At 63.2% G+C, this 15,356-nt stretch carries 11 protein-coding genes; all 11 read left to right on the top strand.

From position 1 onward, the window contains the following. The first annotated feature begins 33 nt into the window (after positions 1-33). The 11 genes from ACN9MU_RS29580 to ACN9MU_RS29530 all read left to right on the top strand — a co-directional run bounded on the left by ACN9MU_RS29580 (position 34) and on the right by ACN9MU_RS29530 (position 15,343). Positions 34-627 (top strand): ANTAR domain-containing response regulator, encoded by a 594-nt coding sequence (locus ACN9MU_RS29580; protein ID WP_426319449.1) that lies wholly within the window; start codon positions 34-36, stop codon positions 625-627. Positions 628-663: 36 nt separating this feature from the next. After that, positions 664-1,788 (top strand): CmpA/NrtA family ABC transporter substrate-binding protein, encoded by a 1,125-nt coding sequence (locus ACN9MU_RS29575; protein WP_426165479.1) that lies wholly within the window; start codon positions 664-666, stop codon positions 1,786-1,788. Between the two features lie 13 nt (positions 1,789-1,801). Next, positions 1,802-2,431 (top strand): methyl-accepting chemotaxis protein, encoded by a 630-nt coding sequence (locus ACN9MU_RS29570; RefSeq protein ID WP_426343857.1) that lies wholly within the window; start codon positions 1,802-1,804, stop codon positions 2,429-2,431. Positions 2,432-2,686: 255 nt separating this feature from the next. Next, positions 2,687-3,985, top strand: a complete 1,299-nt coding sequence (locus tag ACN9MU_RS29565; RefSeq protein ID WP_426343856.1) for an MFS transporter — start codon at positions 2,687-2,689, stop codon at positions 3,983-3,985. Further along, complete coding sequence (nirB, locus tag ACN9MU_RS29560) at positions 3,982-6,504, top strand: nitrite reductase large subunit NirB (RefSeq protein WP_426165473.1); 2,523 nt, start codon at positions 3,982-3,984, stop codon at positions 6,502-6,504. Before ACN9MU_RS29565 ends, nirB begins: the two co-directional genes overlap by 4 nt. Before the next feature lie 11 nt (positions 6,505-6,515). Further along, positions 6,516-6,866 (top strand): nitrite reductase small subunit NirD, encoded by a 351-nt coding sequence (gene nirD, locus ACN9MU_RS29555; RefSeq protein ID WP_426165471.1) that lies wholly within the window; start codon positions 6,516-6,518, stop codon positions 6,864-6,866. Further along, positions 6,863-8,077 (top strand): NAD(P)/FAD-dependent oxidoreductase, encoded by a 1,215-nt coding sequence (locus ACN9MU_RS29550; RefSeq protein ID WP_426165469.1) that lies wholly within the window; start codon positions 6,863-6,865, stop codon positions 8,075-8,077. The genes nirD and ACN9MU_RS29550 overlap by 4 nt, the downstream gene beginning before the upstream one ends. Before the next feature lie 4 nt (positions 8,078-8,081). After that, positions 8,082-10,766 (top strand): molybdopterin-dependent oxidoreductase, encoded by a 2,685-nt coding sequence (locus tag ACN9MU_RS29545; RefSeq protein ID WP_426165467.1) that lies wholly within the window; start codon positions 8,082-8,084, stop codon positions 10,764-10,766. A gap of 36 nt (positions 10,767-10,802) precedes the next feature. Further along, positions 10,803-12,173: a glutamine synthetase family protein gene (locus ACN9MU_RS29540; protein ID WP_426343855.1), complete on the top strand. Its 1,371-nt coding sequence runs from the start codon at positions 10,803-10,805 to the stop codon at positions 12,171-12,173. Positions 12,174-12,483: 310 nt separating this feature from the next. Further along, positions 12,484-14,007: an FAD-dependent monooxygenase gene (locus ACN9MU_RS29535; RefSeq protein ID WP_426165463.1), complete on the top strand. Its 1,524-nt coding sequence runs from the start codon at positions 12,484-12,486 to the stop codon at positions 14,005-14,007. Positions 14,008-14,566: 559 nt separating this feature from the next. Further along, entirely contained in the window at positions 14,567-15,343 is a 777-nt protein-coding gene (locus ACN9MU_RS29530) for a PEP-CTERM sorting domain-containing protein (protein WP_426165461.1), read from the top strand. The last annotated feature ends 13 nt before the right edge of the window (positions 15,344-15,356 follow it).

The raw sequence follows: 15,356 nt of genomic DNA, 5'->3' as shown, positions 1-15,356 counted from the left end.
GAAAGCTGGCCCGGTTCTTGCTCGATTAGTAGCATGAGCCGCCCGTTACGCATCGTTTTGATTCACCCGCCGCACGAAAGTGAGGCACGCGCGCACGCCCTGCAGGCCGGGCTGGCGGAGGCGGGGTACGACCTTATCGCCTCGCTGCCGGCCGATTTCCACCTGCCCGAACACATCGCCCGCCTGCAGCCCGACATGATCATCGTCGACGCCGAATCGGATGCGCGCGACGTGCTTGAGCACATCGTCATCGCCACCCGCGACGAGCGCCGCCCCATCGTCATGTTCACCGAAGACGACAAGGCCGATTCCATGGAAGCGGCAATGGCGGCGGGGGTTTCCGCCTATGTGGTGGCGGGTTTGCAGCCCGAGCGCATCAAGCCCGTGCTGGACGTGGCGCTGGTGCGCTTCAAGCGCGAACAGAAGCTGCTGGACGAGCTGGAAGGCACCCGTCTCAAGCTGGCCGAGCGCAAGCTTCTCGACCGCGCCAAGGGCATCCTGATGGCGCGCCAGGGCCTGACCGAAGACCAGGCTTTCCAGAAGCTGCGTAGCATGGCCATGAACAAGAACCTGAAGCTCGCCGAACTGGCGCAGCGCATCCTGGACGCGGAGGATTTGCTTGGCTGATGCACCGTGATGGTGCATTCCCGGCAGGAGTGAAGTATGCAGATTGAAAAAGACATCGTCAGGATTGGCTTCAACCCGCTGACCGATTGCGCGTCGCTGGTGATGGCGTCCGTGCTTGGGCTGGACCGCAAGCACGGCATCCGCATCGTATTGAGCAAGGAAACGTCGTGGGCCGGCGTGCGCGACAAGCTGCTGAGCGGCGAACTCGATGCCGCCCATGCGCTGTACGGGCTTGTCTATGCAACTCACCTCGGCGTGGGCTCGGTGCGGCGCGACATGGCAATCTTGATGAATTTGAATCGCAACGGCCAGGCCATTACCCTGTCGCGCCGCCTGGCGGAGGAGGGCGTGCGCGACGGCGCCGCCGTTGCCGCCCTGTCGCACGAGCGTGAGCTGCGCTGGGCCCAGACCTTCCCGACCGGCACCCACGCCATGTGGCTGTACTACTGGCTGGCGGCGCATGGCGTGCATCCTTTGCGGGAAGCGCGCGTGATCACGGTGCCGCCATCGCAGATGGCGACCAACCTGGCGGCAGGGCATATGGACGGCTTCTGCGCCGGCGAACCGTGGAACCACCGCGCCGTGATGGACGGCGTGGGCGTCACCATCGCCACCAGCCAGCAGATCTGGCCCGACCATCCGGAAAAAGTACTGGCTACTACCGCCGATTTTGTGCGCCGCCACCCCAATACCGCGCGTGCCCTGGTTGCCGCCGTGCTGGAGGCCAGCCGCTGGATCGACGCCAATTCCGCCAACCGCATGGCGATGGCCGAGATCATTTCCGCCATCCAGTACGTCAATACCGGCAAGGACGTGATCTGGCAGCGCATCCTCGGCCATTATGAAGACGGCATGGGACGCAGCTGGGAAGATGCGCACAGCATGCGCTTCCACCAGGAAGGCGCGGCCAATTTCCCTTACCTGTCGGACGGCATGTGGTTCATGACCCAGCAAAAGCGCTGGGGCTTGCTCAAGGCCTCGCCCGACTACCTCGGCGTGGCCCTCAAGGTCCATCAGACCGCCCTGTATAAAGAGGCGGCGGAAATAACGGAGACTCCGATCCCCGCCAGCACCTTGCGCAGCTCGGTGTTCATCGACGGGACCACCTGGGATGGCAAGGACCCCGAGCGCTACGCCGGCTCCTTCGACATCCACATGTAGCGAAGGAGAATCCATGCAGGAACCGGCCAAGCCCCTGTCGGGCGAAGTATTCGGCGCTTTGATCAACCTGTCCGGCCGTCGCCGCTTTACCTCCCAAAGGCTGGTGCTGTATGCCGTGCTGGCGGCCCAGGGCCAGCCTGGCGCCGCCGCAACGGCGCAGGATGCGCTGAACCTGTTCCGCGAAGCGCACCACGTTCTCCTGAACGGCAGCGACACGCTGCCCGGCATTTTCTGCCCCGAGCTGCAGGAAGCCTACTACGGCAAGCCCGATGGCGCACGCCAGATCAAGGAGTTCATCGACCTGGCCCAGCGCGCGCTCGACCGGGGACGCGTCGGTCCGGCGCTGGAGCAACTGGTGGAAACGGCCACGCCCGTGCTGGCGGTCCTGAACCAGATTACCGCTATCTATGAAGAGCAGTCCAAGCAGCATGCGGTGCTGATGAAGAAACAACTGCGCGGCGTGATTACCGATATCGAAACAATTGCCCGGCAGGCAAAAATGGTCACCTTCAATGCACGCGTGGTGGCGGCACGGGCAGGCCACGCCGGGCGCGAATTTGCCGTGGTGGCCGGCGTGCTCTCGAATATCACGACGGAAATCGACGACATGGTGAAGGCCGCCCTGCAAGCGGCCAGTGCCTGAGCCGCGTGCGCTATTGCGGTGCACCATAGTTGGGCGCGGTGCACCGCGAGATGGCGAAATCGGCCCTCGGCAGGGCCCATTGACGCGCTTTTCCCCCTGCAAGGAGCTGGCACAGGTCTTGCAAAGCAATAGGTAAAGGGTCGGTCTAACGGAGGATCGGCAAAACCGGACAACGGCGTCCGCGCAGCGCTACCTTCGACACGATTCGATCGGCAGCGGCTGTGCGGACGCCTTTTTGTTTTCAGGGATAACGACATGGCCAAAGCGACCAGCATCAAACTGTTTTCGTTCTCAACGCCGCAGATGCGTGCCTTCCACCTCACGTGGATGGCCTTCTTCGTCTGCTTCTTCGCGTGGTTCGCCTGCGCGCCGCTGATGCCGGTGATTAAAGGCGAGTTCGGCCTGACCCCGGCGCAGATCGCCAATATCAATATCGCGGCAGTGGCGATCACCATCGTCGTGCGCCTGATCATCGGCCCGCTGTGCGACCGCTACGGCCCGCGCAAGGCCTACACCGGCCTGCTGCTGCTGGGCGCCATCCCTGTGCTGGGCGTGGCCGCTGCGCAGACCTATGAGAGCTTCCTGTTCTTCCGCCTCCTGATCGGCGCGGTCGGCGCCAGCTTCGTCATCACCCAATATCACACCTCGGTCATGTTTGCGCCGAACGTGGTCGGCACCGCCAACGCGGCCGCAGCTGGCTGGGGCAACGCCGGCGGCGGCGTGGTGCAGTCCACCATGCCGATGATCATGGCCGCCATGGTCATGCTGGGCGTGAACGAAACCATGGGCTGGCGCGCTGCCCTGGTGGTGCCGGGCGTGCTGATGCTGGTCATGGCTTTTGTCTACTACCGCTTCACCCAGGACTGCCCGGAAGGCAACTACGCCGAGCTGCGCGCTGCCGGCGTCGAGCTGGAAGGCGGCAAGAAGGGCGGCTGGTCGAGCTTCAAGCTGGCTGCTGCCAACTACCGTGTGTGGCTGCTGTTCATCACCTACGGCGCCTGCTTCGGCGTGGAGATCTTCATCCACAACATCGCCGCCACTTATTACGTCGACACCTTCAAGCTCACGCTGCCGCAAGCCGGCCTGGCGGCTGGCAGCTTCGGCCTGCTGGCGCTGTTCGCCCGCGCCCTGGGCGGCTATGTCTCGGACAAGGCAGCCGCCCGCGGCAGCCTTAATAGCCGCGTCACCCTGCTGTTCGCCATGATGATCGGCGAAGGCATCGGCCTGATGTTCTTCGCCAAGGCGGACAGCGTGACCCTCGCCGTGATCGCCATGCTGGTATTCGGCCTGTTCACCCACATGGCCTGCGGCGCGACGTATGCGCTGGTGCCTTTCGTCGACAAGCGCGCCCTGGGCGGCGTGGCCGGCATCATCGGCGCCGGCGGCAACGTAGGCGCAGTGGCCGCAGGCTTCCTGCTGAAAGGCATCGGCAATACCCAGCAAACCCTGTGGATCCTGGGTGTGTTCGTCGCCGTCTCCGCCCTGTGCGCGCTGGCCGCACGTTTCAGCGAATCCACCGTAAAAGAAAACGCCATTGCAGGAGCAGCAGCATGAAGAAGATCGTCGTCATCGGCCACGGCATGGTTGGCCACCAGTTCCTGAAATCCCTGCCGGCAGGCAGCGCGCAAGTCACCATCCTGTGCGAAGAACCGCGCCCGGCATATGACCGCGTGCACCTGTCGGAATTCTTCAGCGGCAAGAGCGCCGACGAGCTGTCCCTGGTGGAGCCGGGCTTCTTCGACCGCGACGACATGGTCCTGAAGCTGAACGGCCGTGCCGTCGCGATCGACCGCGCCGCACGCACCGTCACCAGCAACAGCGGCGAAGTGCTGGCCTACGACAAGCTGGTGATCGCCACCGGTTCTTTCCCCTTCGTGCCGCCGCTGGAAGGCAAGGACCGCAAGGACTGCTTCGTCTACCGCACCATCGAAGACCTGGAAGCCATGCAGGAATGCGGCGCCCGCTCGAAAACCGGCGTGGTGATCGGCGGCGGCCTGCTCGGCCTGGAGTGCGCCAAGGCGCTGAAGGACATGGGCCTGGAAACCCACGTCGTTGAATTTGCCCCGCGCCTGATGGCAGTGCAGGTCGACGATGGCGGCGGCCGCGTGTTGCGCAAGAAGATCGAAGACCTGGGCGTGACCGTCCACACCGGCAAGAACACCACCGCCATCGTGGACGGCGAGGCCGGCACCCACCGCATGCAGTTCGCCGACGGCACTTCGCTGGACGCCGACATGATCGTGTTCTCCGCCGGTATTCGCCCGCGCGACTACCTGGCACGCGAATGCGGCCTGGAAGTCGGTCCGCGCGGCGGCATCGCCATCAACAACCACTGCCAGACCAGCGATCCGGATGTGTACGCGATCGGCGAGTGCGCACTGTGGAACGGCATGGTGTACGGCCTGGTGGCACCGGGCTACGACATGGCCCGCGTTACCGCGCGCCACATCAGCGGCGACACCGAAGCTGAATTCACCGGCGCCGACATGAGCACCAAGCTGAAGCTGATGGGCGTGGACGTGGCCAGCATCGGCGATCCGCACGCCAAGGCGGAAGGTGCGCGCAGCTACCAATTTACCGATGAACGCAAGCAGGTCTACAAGAAGATCGTGGTCTCCGACTGCGGCAAGTACCTGCTGGGTGGCGTGATGGTGGGCGATGCCGGCGAATACGGCACCCTGCTGCAAATGATGCTGAACAAGATCGAATTGCCGGAAGCGCCGGAATTCCTGATCCTGCCGCAATCCGACGGCGCCGCCAAGCCGGGCTTGGGCGTGGATGCCCTGCCGGCCGGCGCCCAGATCTGCTCCTGCAACGACGTGTCGAAAGGCGCGATCTGCGAGGCTGTTGCAGGCGGCGCCACCAGCATCGGCGCCATCAAGCAGTGCTGCAACGCCGGCACCTCCTGCGGCGGCTGCGTGCCCCTGGTGACGCAGATCATGAAGGCCGAGATGAAGAAGCTGGGCATGGACGTGAACAACCACGTCTGCGAACACTTCCCGCATTCGCGCCAGGAACTGTTCCACCTGATCCGCGTCGGCCAGATCAAGTCCTTCGAAGACCTGCTGGCACGCCACGGCAAGGGCATGGGCTGTGATGTCTGCAAGCCGCTGGCGGCGAGCATCTTCGCCACCTGCTGGAACGATTTCGTGCTGAAGAAAGAGCACGCCAGCCTGCAGGATTCGAACGACTACTTCCTGGGCAATATCCAGAAAGATGGCACCTATTCGGTGGTGCCGCGCATGCCGGGCGGCGAAGTGACGCCGGAAGGCCTGATCGCCGTTGGCCAGGTGGCCAAGAAGTACGGCCTGTACACCAAGATTACTGGCGGCCAGCGTGTTGACCTGTTCGGCGCCCGCGTCGACCAGTTGCCCGCGATCTGGGAAGAACTGATCGAAGCCGGCTTCGAAACGGGCCACGCCTACGGCAAGTCGCTGCGTACCGTGAAGTCCTGCGTCGGCTCCACTTGGTGCCGCTATGGCGTCGGTGATTCGGTCGGCCTGGCGATTGAGCTGGAGAACCGCTACAAAGGCCTGCGCACCCCGCACAAGATCAAGTTCGGCGTGTCCGGCTGCACCCGCGAGTGCGCCGAAGCGCAGGGCAAGGACGTCGGCATCATCGCCACCGAGAAGGGCTGGAACCTGTACGTGTGCGGCAACGGCGGCATGAAGCCGCGCCATGCCGAGCTGCTCGCTTCCGACCTGGACAAGGCAACCCTGGTGGCCTACGTCGACCGCTTCCTGATGTTGTACAGCCGTACCGCCGACCGCCTGCAGCGCACCAGCACCTGGCGCGAGAACCTGGAAGGCGGCCTGGATTACCTGAAGGACGTGATCATCAACGACAAGCTGGGCATCAACGCCGAAATGGAAGAAGACATGCAGCGCGTGGTCGATACCTACGCCTGCGAGTGGAAGGAAGCCGTCAACAATCCTGAAACGCGCGCCCGCTTCCGCCACTTCGTCAACAGCCCGGAAGCAGACAGCAACGTGGTCTTCATGGAAGAGCGCGGCCAGATCCGCCCCGCCACTGTGGAAGAACGCAAGCGCATCCCAATCAAAGCCATCGCATAAGGAGACTAGCCATGCATCGTGACCAATCCGCCTCCGCCTGGACCGCCATCTGCGACGTTGACCAGATCGTCCCGAACACCGGTGTCTGCGCCTTGCTGCAGGGCCAGCAGGTCGCCGTGTTCCACCTGAACGACGGCAGCGAGCCGCGCGTCTTCGCCATCGGCAACTACGATCCGAACTCGGACGCCTCCGTGCTGTCGCGCGGCCTGGTCGGCAACCTGGGCGAGCGCCTCGTCGTTGCCTCGCCGATCTACAAGCACCATTTCGACCTGCAGACCGGTGAATGCCTGGAAGCGCCGGAACACTCGGTGCCGACCTGGCCCGCACGCATCGAAGGCGGAAAGGTCTGGGTCGGGGCATGAAACCCGCGCTGGTTGTCATCGGCAACGGCATGGCCGGCATGCGCACGGTCGAGGAGCTGCTCAAGCTCGCGCCGGACATGTACGACATCACCGTCTTTGGCGCCGAACCGCACGGCAACTACAACCGCATCCTGTTGTCGCCGGTGCTGGCGGGCGAAAAGACGGTCGACGACATCATGCTGAACACCCGCGAGTGGTACGAACAGAACCGCATCACCCTGCACGCCGGCGACGCGGTCGAATTCATCGACCGCAAGCGCCGCCTGGTGCGCGCCCGTTCCGGCCTCGAGGTGCGCTATGACCGCCTGCTGATCGCGACCGGCTCGCGCCCGTTCATCATCCCGGTGCCGGGCCATGAGCTGCCTGGCGTGCTGGCCTTCCGAGACATCAACGACGTCGAACAGATGCTGGAGGCGGCGCGCAATCACCGTCACGCAGTCGTTATCGGTGGCGGCCTGCTCGGCCTGGAAGCAGCCAATGGCCTGCAGCGCCAGGGCATGCAGGTCACCGTCGTGCACGTGACTGACTCGCTGATGAACCAGCAACTGGACAAGCCTGCTGCACAACTGCTGCAAAAGGCGCTGGAAGCGAAGGGCCTGGCCTTCCGCATGGAAGCGCAGACCAGCGAAATCGTCGGCCCCGACCGCGTGACCGCCGTGCGCTTTGCCGACGGCAGCGAAATCCCGGCCGACCTGGTGGTGATGACCGCCGGCGTACGCCCGAATATCGAACTGGCCAAGCGCAGCGGCCTGCATTGCGAACGCGCCATTGTGGTGGACGATACGCTGCAAAGCTTCGATCCGCGCATTTACGCCGTGGGCGAATGCGTGCAGCACCGCCGCGCCACCTTCGGCCTGGTGGCGCCGATCTGGGAACAGGCGCGCGTCTGCGCCGCCCACCTGGCAGGCAATGGCCACCGCCGTTACGTGCAGCAGGTAACGCCGACCCGCCTGAAGGTGACCGGCGTCGACCTGTACTCGGTTGGCGACTTCATCGGCGGTGAAGGCAGCGAGGACCTGGTGCTGCGAGACCCGCGGCGCGGCGTCTACAAGCGCCTGGTGCTCGACGGCGGCCGCATCACCGGCGCCGTGCTGTATGGCGACGTGCAGGACGGCCCCTGGTACTTTGACCTGATCCAGAACCGCACCGACATTTCGTCGATGCGCAACCATCTTTTGTTTGGGCAGGCGCTTTGCGCGCAGGCTGCGTGAATTCATGATTAAGACGACGTGCGCCTATTGTGGTGTGGGTTGCGGTGTCACGGCGACGCCGCGTGCGGAAGGCGGGTTCGAGATTGCCGGCGATGCCGCGCATCCCGCCAACCAGGGGCGCTTGTGCGTGAAGGGCTCGGCGCTGGGTGAGACGATCGGCCTCGAAGGACGGCTGCTTTATCCGATGATGCGCGAGCGGGGCGGCGATGGCTCGCTGCAGCGCGTAGCCTGGGGGGAGGCGCTGGACCATGTGGCCGATAAATGGAGCGCCATCATCGACGAACACGGCCCTGATGCCGTGGCCTTCTACGTCTCCGGCCAGTTGCTGACCGAGGACTACTACGTCGCCAACAAGCTGATTAAAGGCTATATCGGCAGCGCCAACATCGATACCAATTCCCGCCTGTGCATGTCGTCCGCCGTGGCAGGCCACAAACGGGCCTTCGGCGAAGACGTGGTGCCGGTCAACTACGAGGACATCGACCACGCCGACATGGTGGTGCTGGTCGGCTCCAACCTGGCCTGGTGCCACCCGATCCTGTTCCAGCGCCTGACGCGCGCCAAGGAAGCGCGCCCGAATCTGAAGATCGTCGTGGTCGACCCGCGCCGCACCGCCACCTGCGAGCTGGCCGACCTGCACCTGCCAATCAAGCCGGGAACCGACGTCTGGCTCTTCAATGGCCTGCTGGGTTACCTGTCGCGCATCGGTGCCGTCGATCCGGAGTTCGTGGCCGCTCATACCAACGGCCTGGAAGACGCTTTGGCAGTGGCCACGCTGACGCCGGAAGAGGTCGCGCGCGCATGCCGCCTCAACCTGCAGGACCTGATGGAGTTCTACGAATCCTTCGCCGCGACGGCGAAAGTGATCACCGGCTTCTCGATGGGCGTCAACCAGTCCAGCGCCGGCACCGACAAGGTGAACAGCATCATCAACTGCCACCTGATCGGCGGCCGCATCGGCAAGCAGGGCATGGGCCCGTTCTCCATCACCGGCCAGCCCAACGCCATGGGCGGCCGCGAAGTGGGCGGCCTGGCCAATATGCTGGCAGCGCACATGGACCTGGACAACGCCGCGCACCGCGACGCCGTGCAGACATTCTGGGAATCGCCTCGCATTGCATCGAAGCCCGGCCTGAAGGCCGTCGACCTGTTCGAAGCCATTGAAGCCGGACGCGTGAAGGCGGTGTGGGTGATCGCCACCAACCCGGTGGTCAGCCTGCCAAACGCCGACCAGGTGCGCCGCGCGCTGGAGCGCTGCGAACTGGTTGTGGTGTCCGACGTGGTGCGAGATACCGACACCAATGCCTACGCCGACGTCCTGCTGCCCGCGTTGGCCTGGGGCGAAAAGGACGGCACGGTCACCAACTCCGAGCGCCGCATCTCGCGTCAGCGCGCCTTCCTGCTTGCGCCGGGCGAGGCGAGGGCGGACTGGCTGATCCTGTCGCAGTTCGCGCTGCGCATGGGCTACGATGGCTTTGGCTACTCCAGCGCCGCCGAGATCTTCACCGAACATGCTCGCCTGAGCGCCTGGCGCAATAGCGACAGCGAACTGCCGCGCGCCTTCAACATCGGCGGTCTTGCCACGCTGGGTGAAGCGGCCTACGATGCACTGCAGCCGACGCAATGGCCGGCGATTGCATCCACCGACGCACCGCCAGCCAGCCGCCCATTCGCGGATGGCCGCTTCTCGCACGCCGACGGCCGCGCGCGTTTCGTCGCCACAGTGCCGCGCGCACCGGCCAACCTGCCGGACGGCGAATTCCCGATCACCCTCAACACCGGCCGCGTGCGCGACCACTGGCACACAATGACCCGCACCGGCCGCGCACCGAAGCTGGCCGACCATATCCCGGAATCCTTCATCGACATGCACCCGCAGGATGCACTGCTGTGCGGTGTGAAGGAAGGCGAGCTGGCGCGCGTCACCAGCCAATGGGGTAGCATGATCGCCCGCGTCCAGCACGGCGGCGGCATTGCTCGCGGCAGCGTCTTCGTGCCGATTCACTGGAACAACCAGACCGCTTCCGACGCCCGCGTCGGAGCCGTGGTGAATCCTGTGGTCGACCCAGTCTCCGGCGAGCCGGAGTTCAAGCACACGCCCGTGATGGTCGACCGCTTCCCGGTCAAATGGCACGGCTTTATCCTGAGCCGCGAAGGGCTGGAGCTTGATGCACTGGCCTACTGGACCAAGGTGCAGGGCAAGGACTTCCAGCGCTACGAACTGGCCGGCCGCAATGCGATCGAAGATTTCGGCACCTGGGCGCGCCAGCTGCTCGGCATCCAGGACGACGATGCCGACTGGCTGGAATACGCCGACCGCACCTCCGGTGTATTCCGCGCCGTGCACCTGGTCGACGACCGCATTGCGCAGTGCATCTTCATCTCGGCCCGCCCGGACCTGCCGGCCCGCCAATGGCTGGCCAGCCTGTTCGACAAGGCGCAACTGGAACTGGCCGACCGCGCAGCGCTGCTGGCTGGCCGCCCGATTGCGGCAGGCGCCGACACTGGGCCAACGGTATGCTCCTGCTTCGGCGTCGGCCGCAATACGATCTGCAAAGCGATCCGCGAGCAGAACCTGACTACGCCGGCACAGATCACCGCCTGTGTGAAAGCCGGCGGGAATTGCGGTTCCTGCGTGCCGGAGCTGAAGAAACTGCTGAGCGAAGTACGCGTGGAGGAAACCGCGTAAAACCCGCCCGTGGTAGAGTTGTTATGGGAGCGCATCATGGCAATCCGTGACAACTTTACCTACACGGACATGGATGAGTGGCTCAACGATAAACGGGTCACCGAAATTGAATGTCTGGTGCCGGACCTGACCGGCGTCGCACGCGGCAAGATACTGCCGAGGGCTAAATTCACCGAAGTACGGGGCATGCGCATCCCGGAGGCCGTGCTCGGCATGACCGTCACCGGCAATTCGCCGCAAGACGATGCCGCCTACGACCGCGCCATCTCGCCCACCGACCGCGACATGGTGCTGAAGGCCGACCCCAGCACCATCACCATGGTGCCCTGGGCTGCCGACCCCACAGCACAAGTCATCCACGATTGCTACTTCGCCGATGGCCGCCTGGTCGACTTCGCGCCACGCTCCGTGCTGCGGCGCGTGCTCAAGCTGTACGAAGACAAGGGCTGGTGCCCCATCGTAGCGCCCGAGCTGGAGTTCTACCTGACCGACAAGAACTCCGACCCCGACCTGCCGCTAAAGGCGCCCATCGGCCGCAGCGGCCGCGCCGAAACCAGCCGTCAGGTCTACAGCATCGACGCGGTGAATGAATTCGACCCGCTGTTCGAAGACATCTACGACTACTGTGACATGATGGGACTCGACGTCGACACGCTGATCCATGAAATCGGCGCCGGCCAGATGGAAATCAACTTCCTGCACGGCGAACCGCTGGGCCTTGCCGACAATGTGTTTTATTTCAAGCGCACGCTGCGCGAAGCCGCCATCAAGCACCACATGTACGCCACCTTCATGGCCAAGCCCATGGCTGGCGAGCCCGGATCAGCGATGCACGTACACCAGAGCGTACTCGATGCACGCACGCGCAAGAACATCTTCAGCGACGCCGACGGCGCACCGTCGCAACTGTTCAAGTTCTACATCGGCGGCCTGCAGCGCTACATGCCCGCCGCGCTGGCGATCGCCGCGCCGTATGTGAATTCCTACCGCCGGCTTGTGCGGCACACGGCCGCACCGATCAATATCCAATGGGGCACCGACAACCGCACGGTAGGCTTCCGCGTGCCGGAATCGGGCGTGCAGGACCGGCGCATTGAAAACCGCATCATCGGCGCCGACGCCAATCCCTACCTCGCGCTGGCGGTCACGCTGGCCTGTGGCTACCTCGGCATGACCGAACGGATCGAACCCACCGCGCCAACGTCCGGCAGCGCTTATGATATGAAGTACGAACTGCCGCAAGGCTTGCCCGAAGCACTGCGCGCGCTACGGGCGGAAGAAAAGCTGCACCAGGTGTTGGGCGAGCGTTTCATCGACGTCTACGCCGCTGTGAAAGACCTCGAGCACCAGGAATTCATGCGCGTGATCAGCCCCTGGGAGCGCGAGCACCTCCTCCTGCACGTCTAGCAGCAAATCGCAAAGCCAAAAGAATCGCAGACAGTAGCCCTGGCGGGTCTGACCCTATGGGTCGGACCCTGGTTTACCGGTTTTCAAAGCATTGACCGCCTTCTAAAGCTAATGCTATATTCCGCCTTGTCGGAAAAGGCAGACTTGGTTTGGTAAGCCCAAGTCCTTTCGGTAACGAAAGCTCTGGTCTTTGGCCCTTGCATGAGATCCCCGCGACGAATATTTGACGCCACCTGGCGTCCAATTGTTCGTCCGTGCGGAGTCCAAGCTAGGAAACGCTCCGGTCGAACATCGACAAAGGAGCCTCGACATGCATACCCCCAAACTCAATTCCCACGACGTCCTGATTGCAGGCGCTGGTCCTGTTGGCCTGTTTCTCGCCTGCGAGTTGCGCATGGCCGGCAGCTCAGTGCTCATCCTGGAGCAGGCGCAAGAGCCATACAGCCCGCTGAAGGAACTCCCATTCGGGCTGCGTGGCCTTACCGTACCGACCATCGAAAGCCTGGACCGCCGCGACCTGCTGCGTCCAATCGAGGAGCGTGCAGTCAGCCGCGACGCGCCGGCCGCCGCGCACTGGTTGCAGCAGCCGCGCCGTCCCGCAGGTCACTTCGCCGGCATCCAATTTTTCCACGACCAGGTTGACAGCATGCAGTGGCAGTACCGTCTGCCGGGGCAGGTCAGCACTGTCGCTACAGACATGGCAAGTATCGAAGCGGTTCTCGCTGCGCGCGCGAACAAGCTGGGCGTCGAGATATTGCGAGGTTACGGCGTAGAAGATTTCAAGCAGTCCGAAGCTGGCGTAACTGTCTTCGCAGGAGGCCGCGAGTTTCGAGGGCAGTGGCTTGTCGGCTGCGACGGGGGCCGCAGCGCGGTGCGCAAGTTGGCGCGAATCGGGTTTAGCGGCACTGATCCTGAGTTCACAGGCTACTCGGCCAAGGTCACGCTTGCTGAACCGGGCATTCTCAAACCCGGCCGCCATTACACGGCGACAGGAATGTATGTCTACGCAGCACCCGGCACGCTCGGCATGGTCGACTTTGACGGAGGCGCTTTCCATCGCACCGTTCCAATCACGCGAGAGCATGTCGAGACTGTGCTACGCAAGGTTTCCGGCGCCGACGTCAGGGTAACGGAGCTCGAACTTGCCGCTACCTGGACCGACCGCGCTTACCAGGCAACGGAATACAAGAAAGACCGTGTGCTGTTGGCCGGCGACGCAGCGCACATACATTCGCCGCTTGGCGGGCAGGGGCTGAACCTCGGGCTTGGCGACGCAATGAACCTGGGCTGGAAGCTTGCAGCGACATTGCATGGAACCGCTCCAGCCGATCTGCTTGACAGTTACGAACGCGAACGGCATCCGGAAGGCGCACGAATCCTCGACTGGTCCCGTGCGCAGGTAGGATTGATGCGTCCTGGCCCGAGTTCGCGTGCGCTGGAAGCGATCATCCGCGACTTGATTCAGACGAATGATGGCGCGACCTATTTCGCCGGACGTGTTTGGGGCGTCGAAACCCGCTACGATCTCGGAGACGCTCACCCGCTGGCTGGCCGTAGCGCGCCAGATTTCGAGCTTGCCGACGGAACGAGGCTGAACATGCACCTTCGAAAAGGGCAGGGGGTTTTGCTCGACTTCGACGGGGACGACTCGCTCAAGGAGATTGCCGCTCGCTGGGGCGATAGCATTCGCTACGTCGCGAGTTCCGCAAAGGAGCGACTGGATTTAAGCGCGCTGTTGATACGTCCTGACGGTATCGTTGCCTGGGCCAGCGACTCCTCCAGCAAAAGAAGCAACGCTGCTGCCATTGCAGCCAGATGGTTTGGCAAACCATGAATATGATTCACCCATTTTCTTACAAGACCTGCGCAAACAATTTCAGACGAAGCTACCTGGATTAATGAACTTCCCCTTGAATGTCAGCTTCGATTCCTGGCCAGGCTAAGCTTGAACCTCACAGTAGCTGGACGAAATAGTTATGAGGTAGGTACAAATGAGCTTACTCATCCTTCTGAGCTTCGAAGGGTGAATGAAATTCAGCATCGAGTAACGGCCTGTCTGTCGCAACTTTTGAATGGCGATTGCCCTGACGGCTTCGTAGCCTCAATGGCGAGCCTGGTACTGGCAAGCCAGCACGTTGAATTGGATAGCCTGCTGCAATATAGCTGGGCTGAAGCAAAAAACCGATCGATCCCGATGGCGGCACATTGACGCTGGCCTGCACCTTCAACCACGTAATGTCCACGGGTAACGAAAGCACATCGGTGAAATCCGACAGGTAGACTGCGAAATAATTGCGAAAGTGTTACTGATTTGATGCAAGCGAGGACAACTTTGCGGTTATTGCGCTGGGGCGCGCTGACAGCCCCCAACCCATACCTGTCGAGGTCCACCAATGAACGTCTTGCATATCGTGCGGAAGGAATTGCTCGGTACCGCGCTTGCCGCTGCCTGCGGCATGGCGGCGGCCGATCCTAGTGTCGTCGCGGAGTCTCAAATCAGCAATCTGCAGTTTGGCGTGATCGACTTGACGCCGAGCGATGGCCAAGCGGCCGGCATTACCATCAATGGAGAGGAAGGCATGGTCAGCCGCTACCTTGTCGACCGCAGTCCCGGTGGGCTGGAACGCCATGACATCCGCTCAATCTCCAAGGGGATGAGCGAAACGGTCTTTTACACCTCTGGCCCGTCGTTCGCGGGATTCTCTTATGATCAGGTGGGCAGCATGAAAGCTGGCATCGCCGCGTATGACAACCTGGCCGTCGGGGGAGATACCGGTGCGTCCGTTTTCCGTAACTATACCGTTACTATCGCGCCGCACAGCGTGCTCACAGTACGCGGTGAAGCCTCCACCTCCATCGCCAGAACGGACGTGGGGACCTACGATTCCCTCGGTTACGTCTCTGCCGCCGCCCTGATCAAGACGTGGGAGGGAACTTTCACCGTGTTCCGCCACTTCGTGGATACCGCCCCTGACAGCGGCGGGGACAGTTGGTCCGAGAATTTTTTCCTGATGTATGCGAACCCCTCGGACGGCGACATGAAGGTGCTGGTCGATACCTACGTGGCCGCCGCGGGCATGATCGTTTCATCGATTCCTGAGCCTTCGGCTTATGCGATGTTTGCCGTGGGCTTGATGCTGTTGGGCGCACTGCGCCGACAATCGTGCTGACAAAGGGGGCTGC

Source organism: Pseudoduganella sp. R-32, from assembly GCF_049913245.1.
Taxonomy (GTDB): Bacteria; Pseudomonadota; Gammaproteobacteria; order Burkholderiales; family Burkholderiaceae_D; genus Rugamonas.
The sequence above is the reverse complement of the archived record's forward strand: the minus strand, read 5'-3'. Positions and strand labels throughout refer to the sequence as shown.

What these genes read in the sequence shown, in the direction of transcription:
- ACN9MU_RS29580 (WP_426319449.1), top strand. Translation starts at nt 34, where the DNA reads ATGAGCCGCCCGTTACGCATCGTTTTGATTCACCCGCCGCACGAAAGT.
- ACN9MU_RS29575 (WP_426165479.1), top strand. Translation starts at nt 664, where the DNA reads ATGCAGATTGAAAAAGACATCGTCAGGATTGGCTTCAACCCGCTGACC.
- ACN9MU_RS29570 (WP_426343857.1), top strand. Translation starts at nt 1,802, where the DNA reads ATGCAGGAACCGGCCAAGCCCCTGTCGGGCGAAGTATTCGGCGCTTTG.
- ACN9MU_RS29565 (WP_426343856.1), top strand. Translation starts at nt 2,687, where the DNA reads ATGGCCAAAGCGACCAGCATCAAACTGTTTTCGTTCTCAACGCCGCAG.
- nirB (WP_426165473.1), top strand. Translation starts at nt 3,982, where the DNA reads ATGAAGAAGATCGTCGTCATCGGCCACGGCATGGTTGGCCACCAGTTC.
- nirD (WP_426165471.1), top strand. Translation starts at nt 6,516, where the DNA reads ATGCATCGTGACCAATCCGCCTCCGCCTGGACCGCCATCTGCGACGTT.
- ACN9MU_RS29550 (WP_426165469.1), top strand. Translation starts at nt 6,863, where the DNA reads ATGAAACCCGCGCTGGTTGTCATCGGCAACGGCATGGCCGGCATGCGC.
- ACN9MU_RS29545 (WP_426165467.1), top strand. Translation starts at nt 8,082, where the DNA reads ATGATTAAGACGACGTGCGCCTATTGTGGTGTGGGTTGCGGTGTCACG.
- ACN9MU_RS29540 (WP_426343855.1), top strand. Translation starts at nt 10,803, where the DNA reads ATGGCAATCCGTGACAACTTTACCTACACGGACATGGATGAGTGGCTC.
- ACN9MU_RS29535 (WP_426165463.1), top strand. Translation starts at nt 12,484, where the DNA reads ATGCATACCCCCAAACTCAATTCCCACGACGTCCTGATTGCAGGCGCT.
- ACN9MU_RS29530 (WP_426165461.1), top strand. Translation starts at nt 14,567, where the DNA reads ATGAACGTCTTGCATATCGTGCGGAAGGAATTGCTCGGTACCGCGCTT.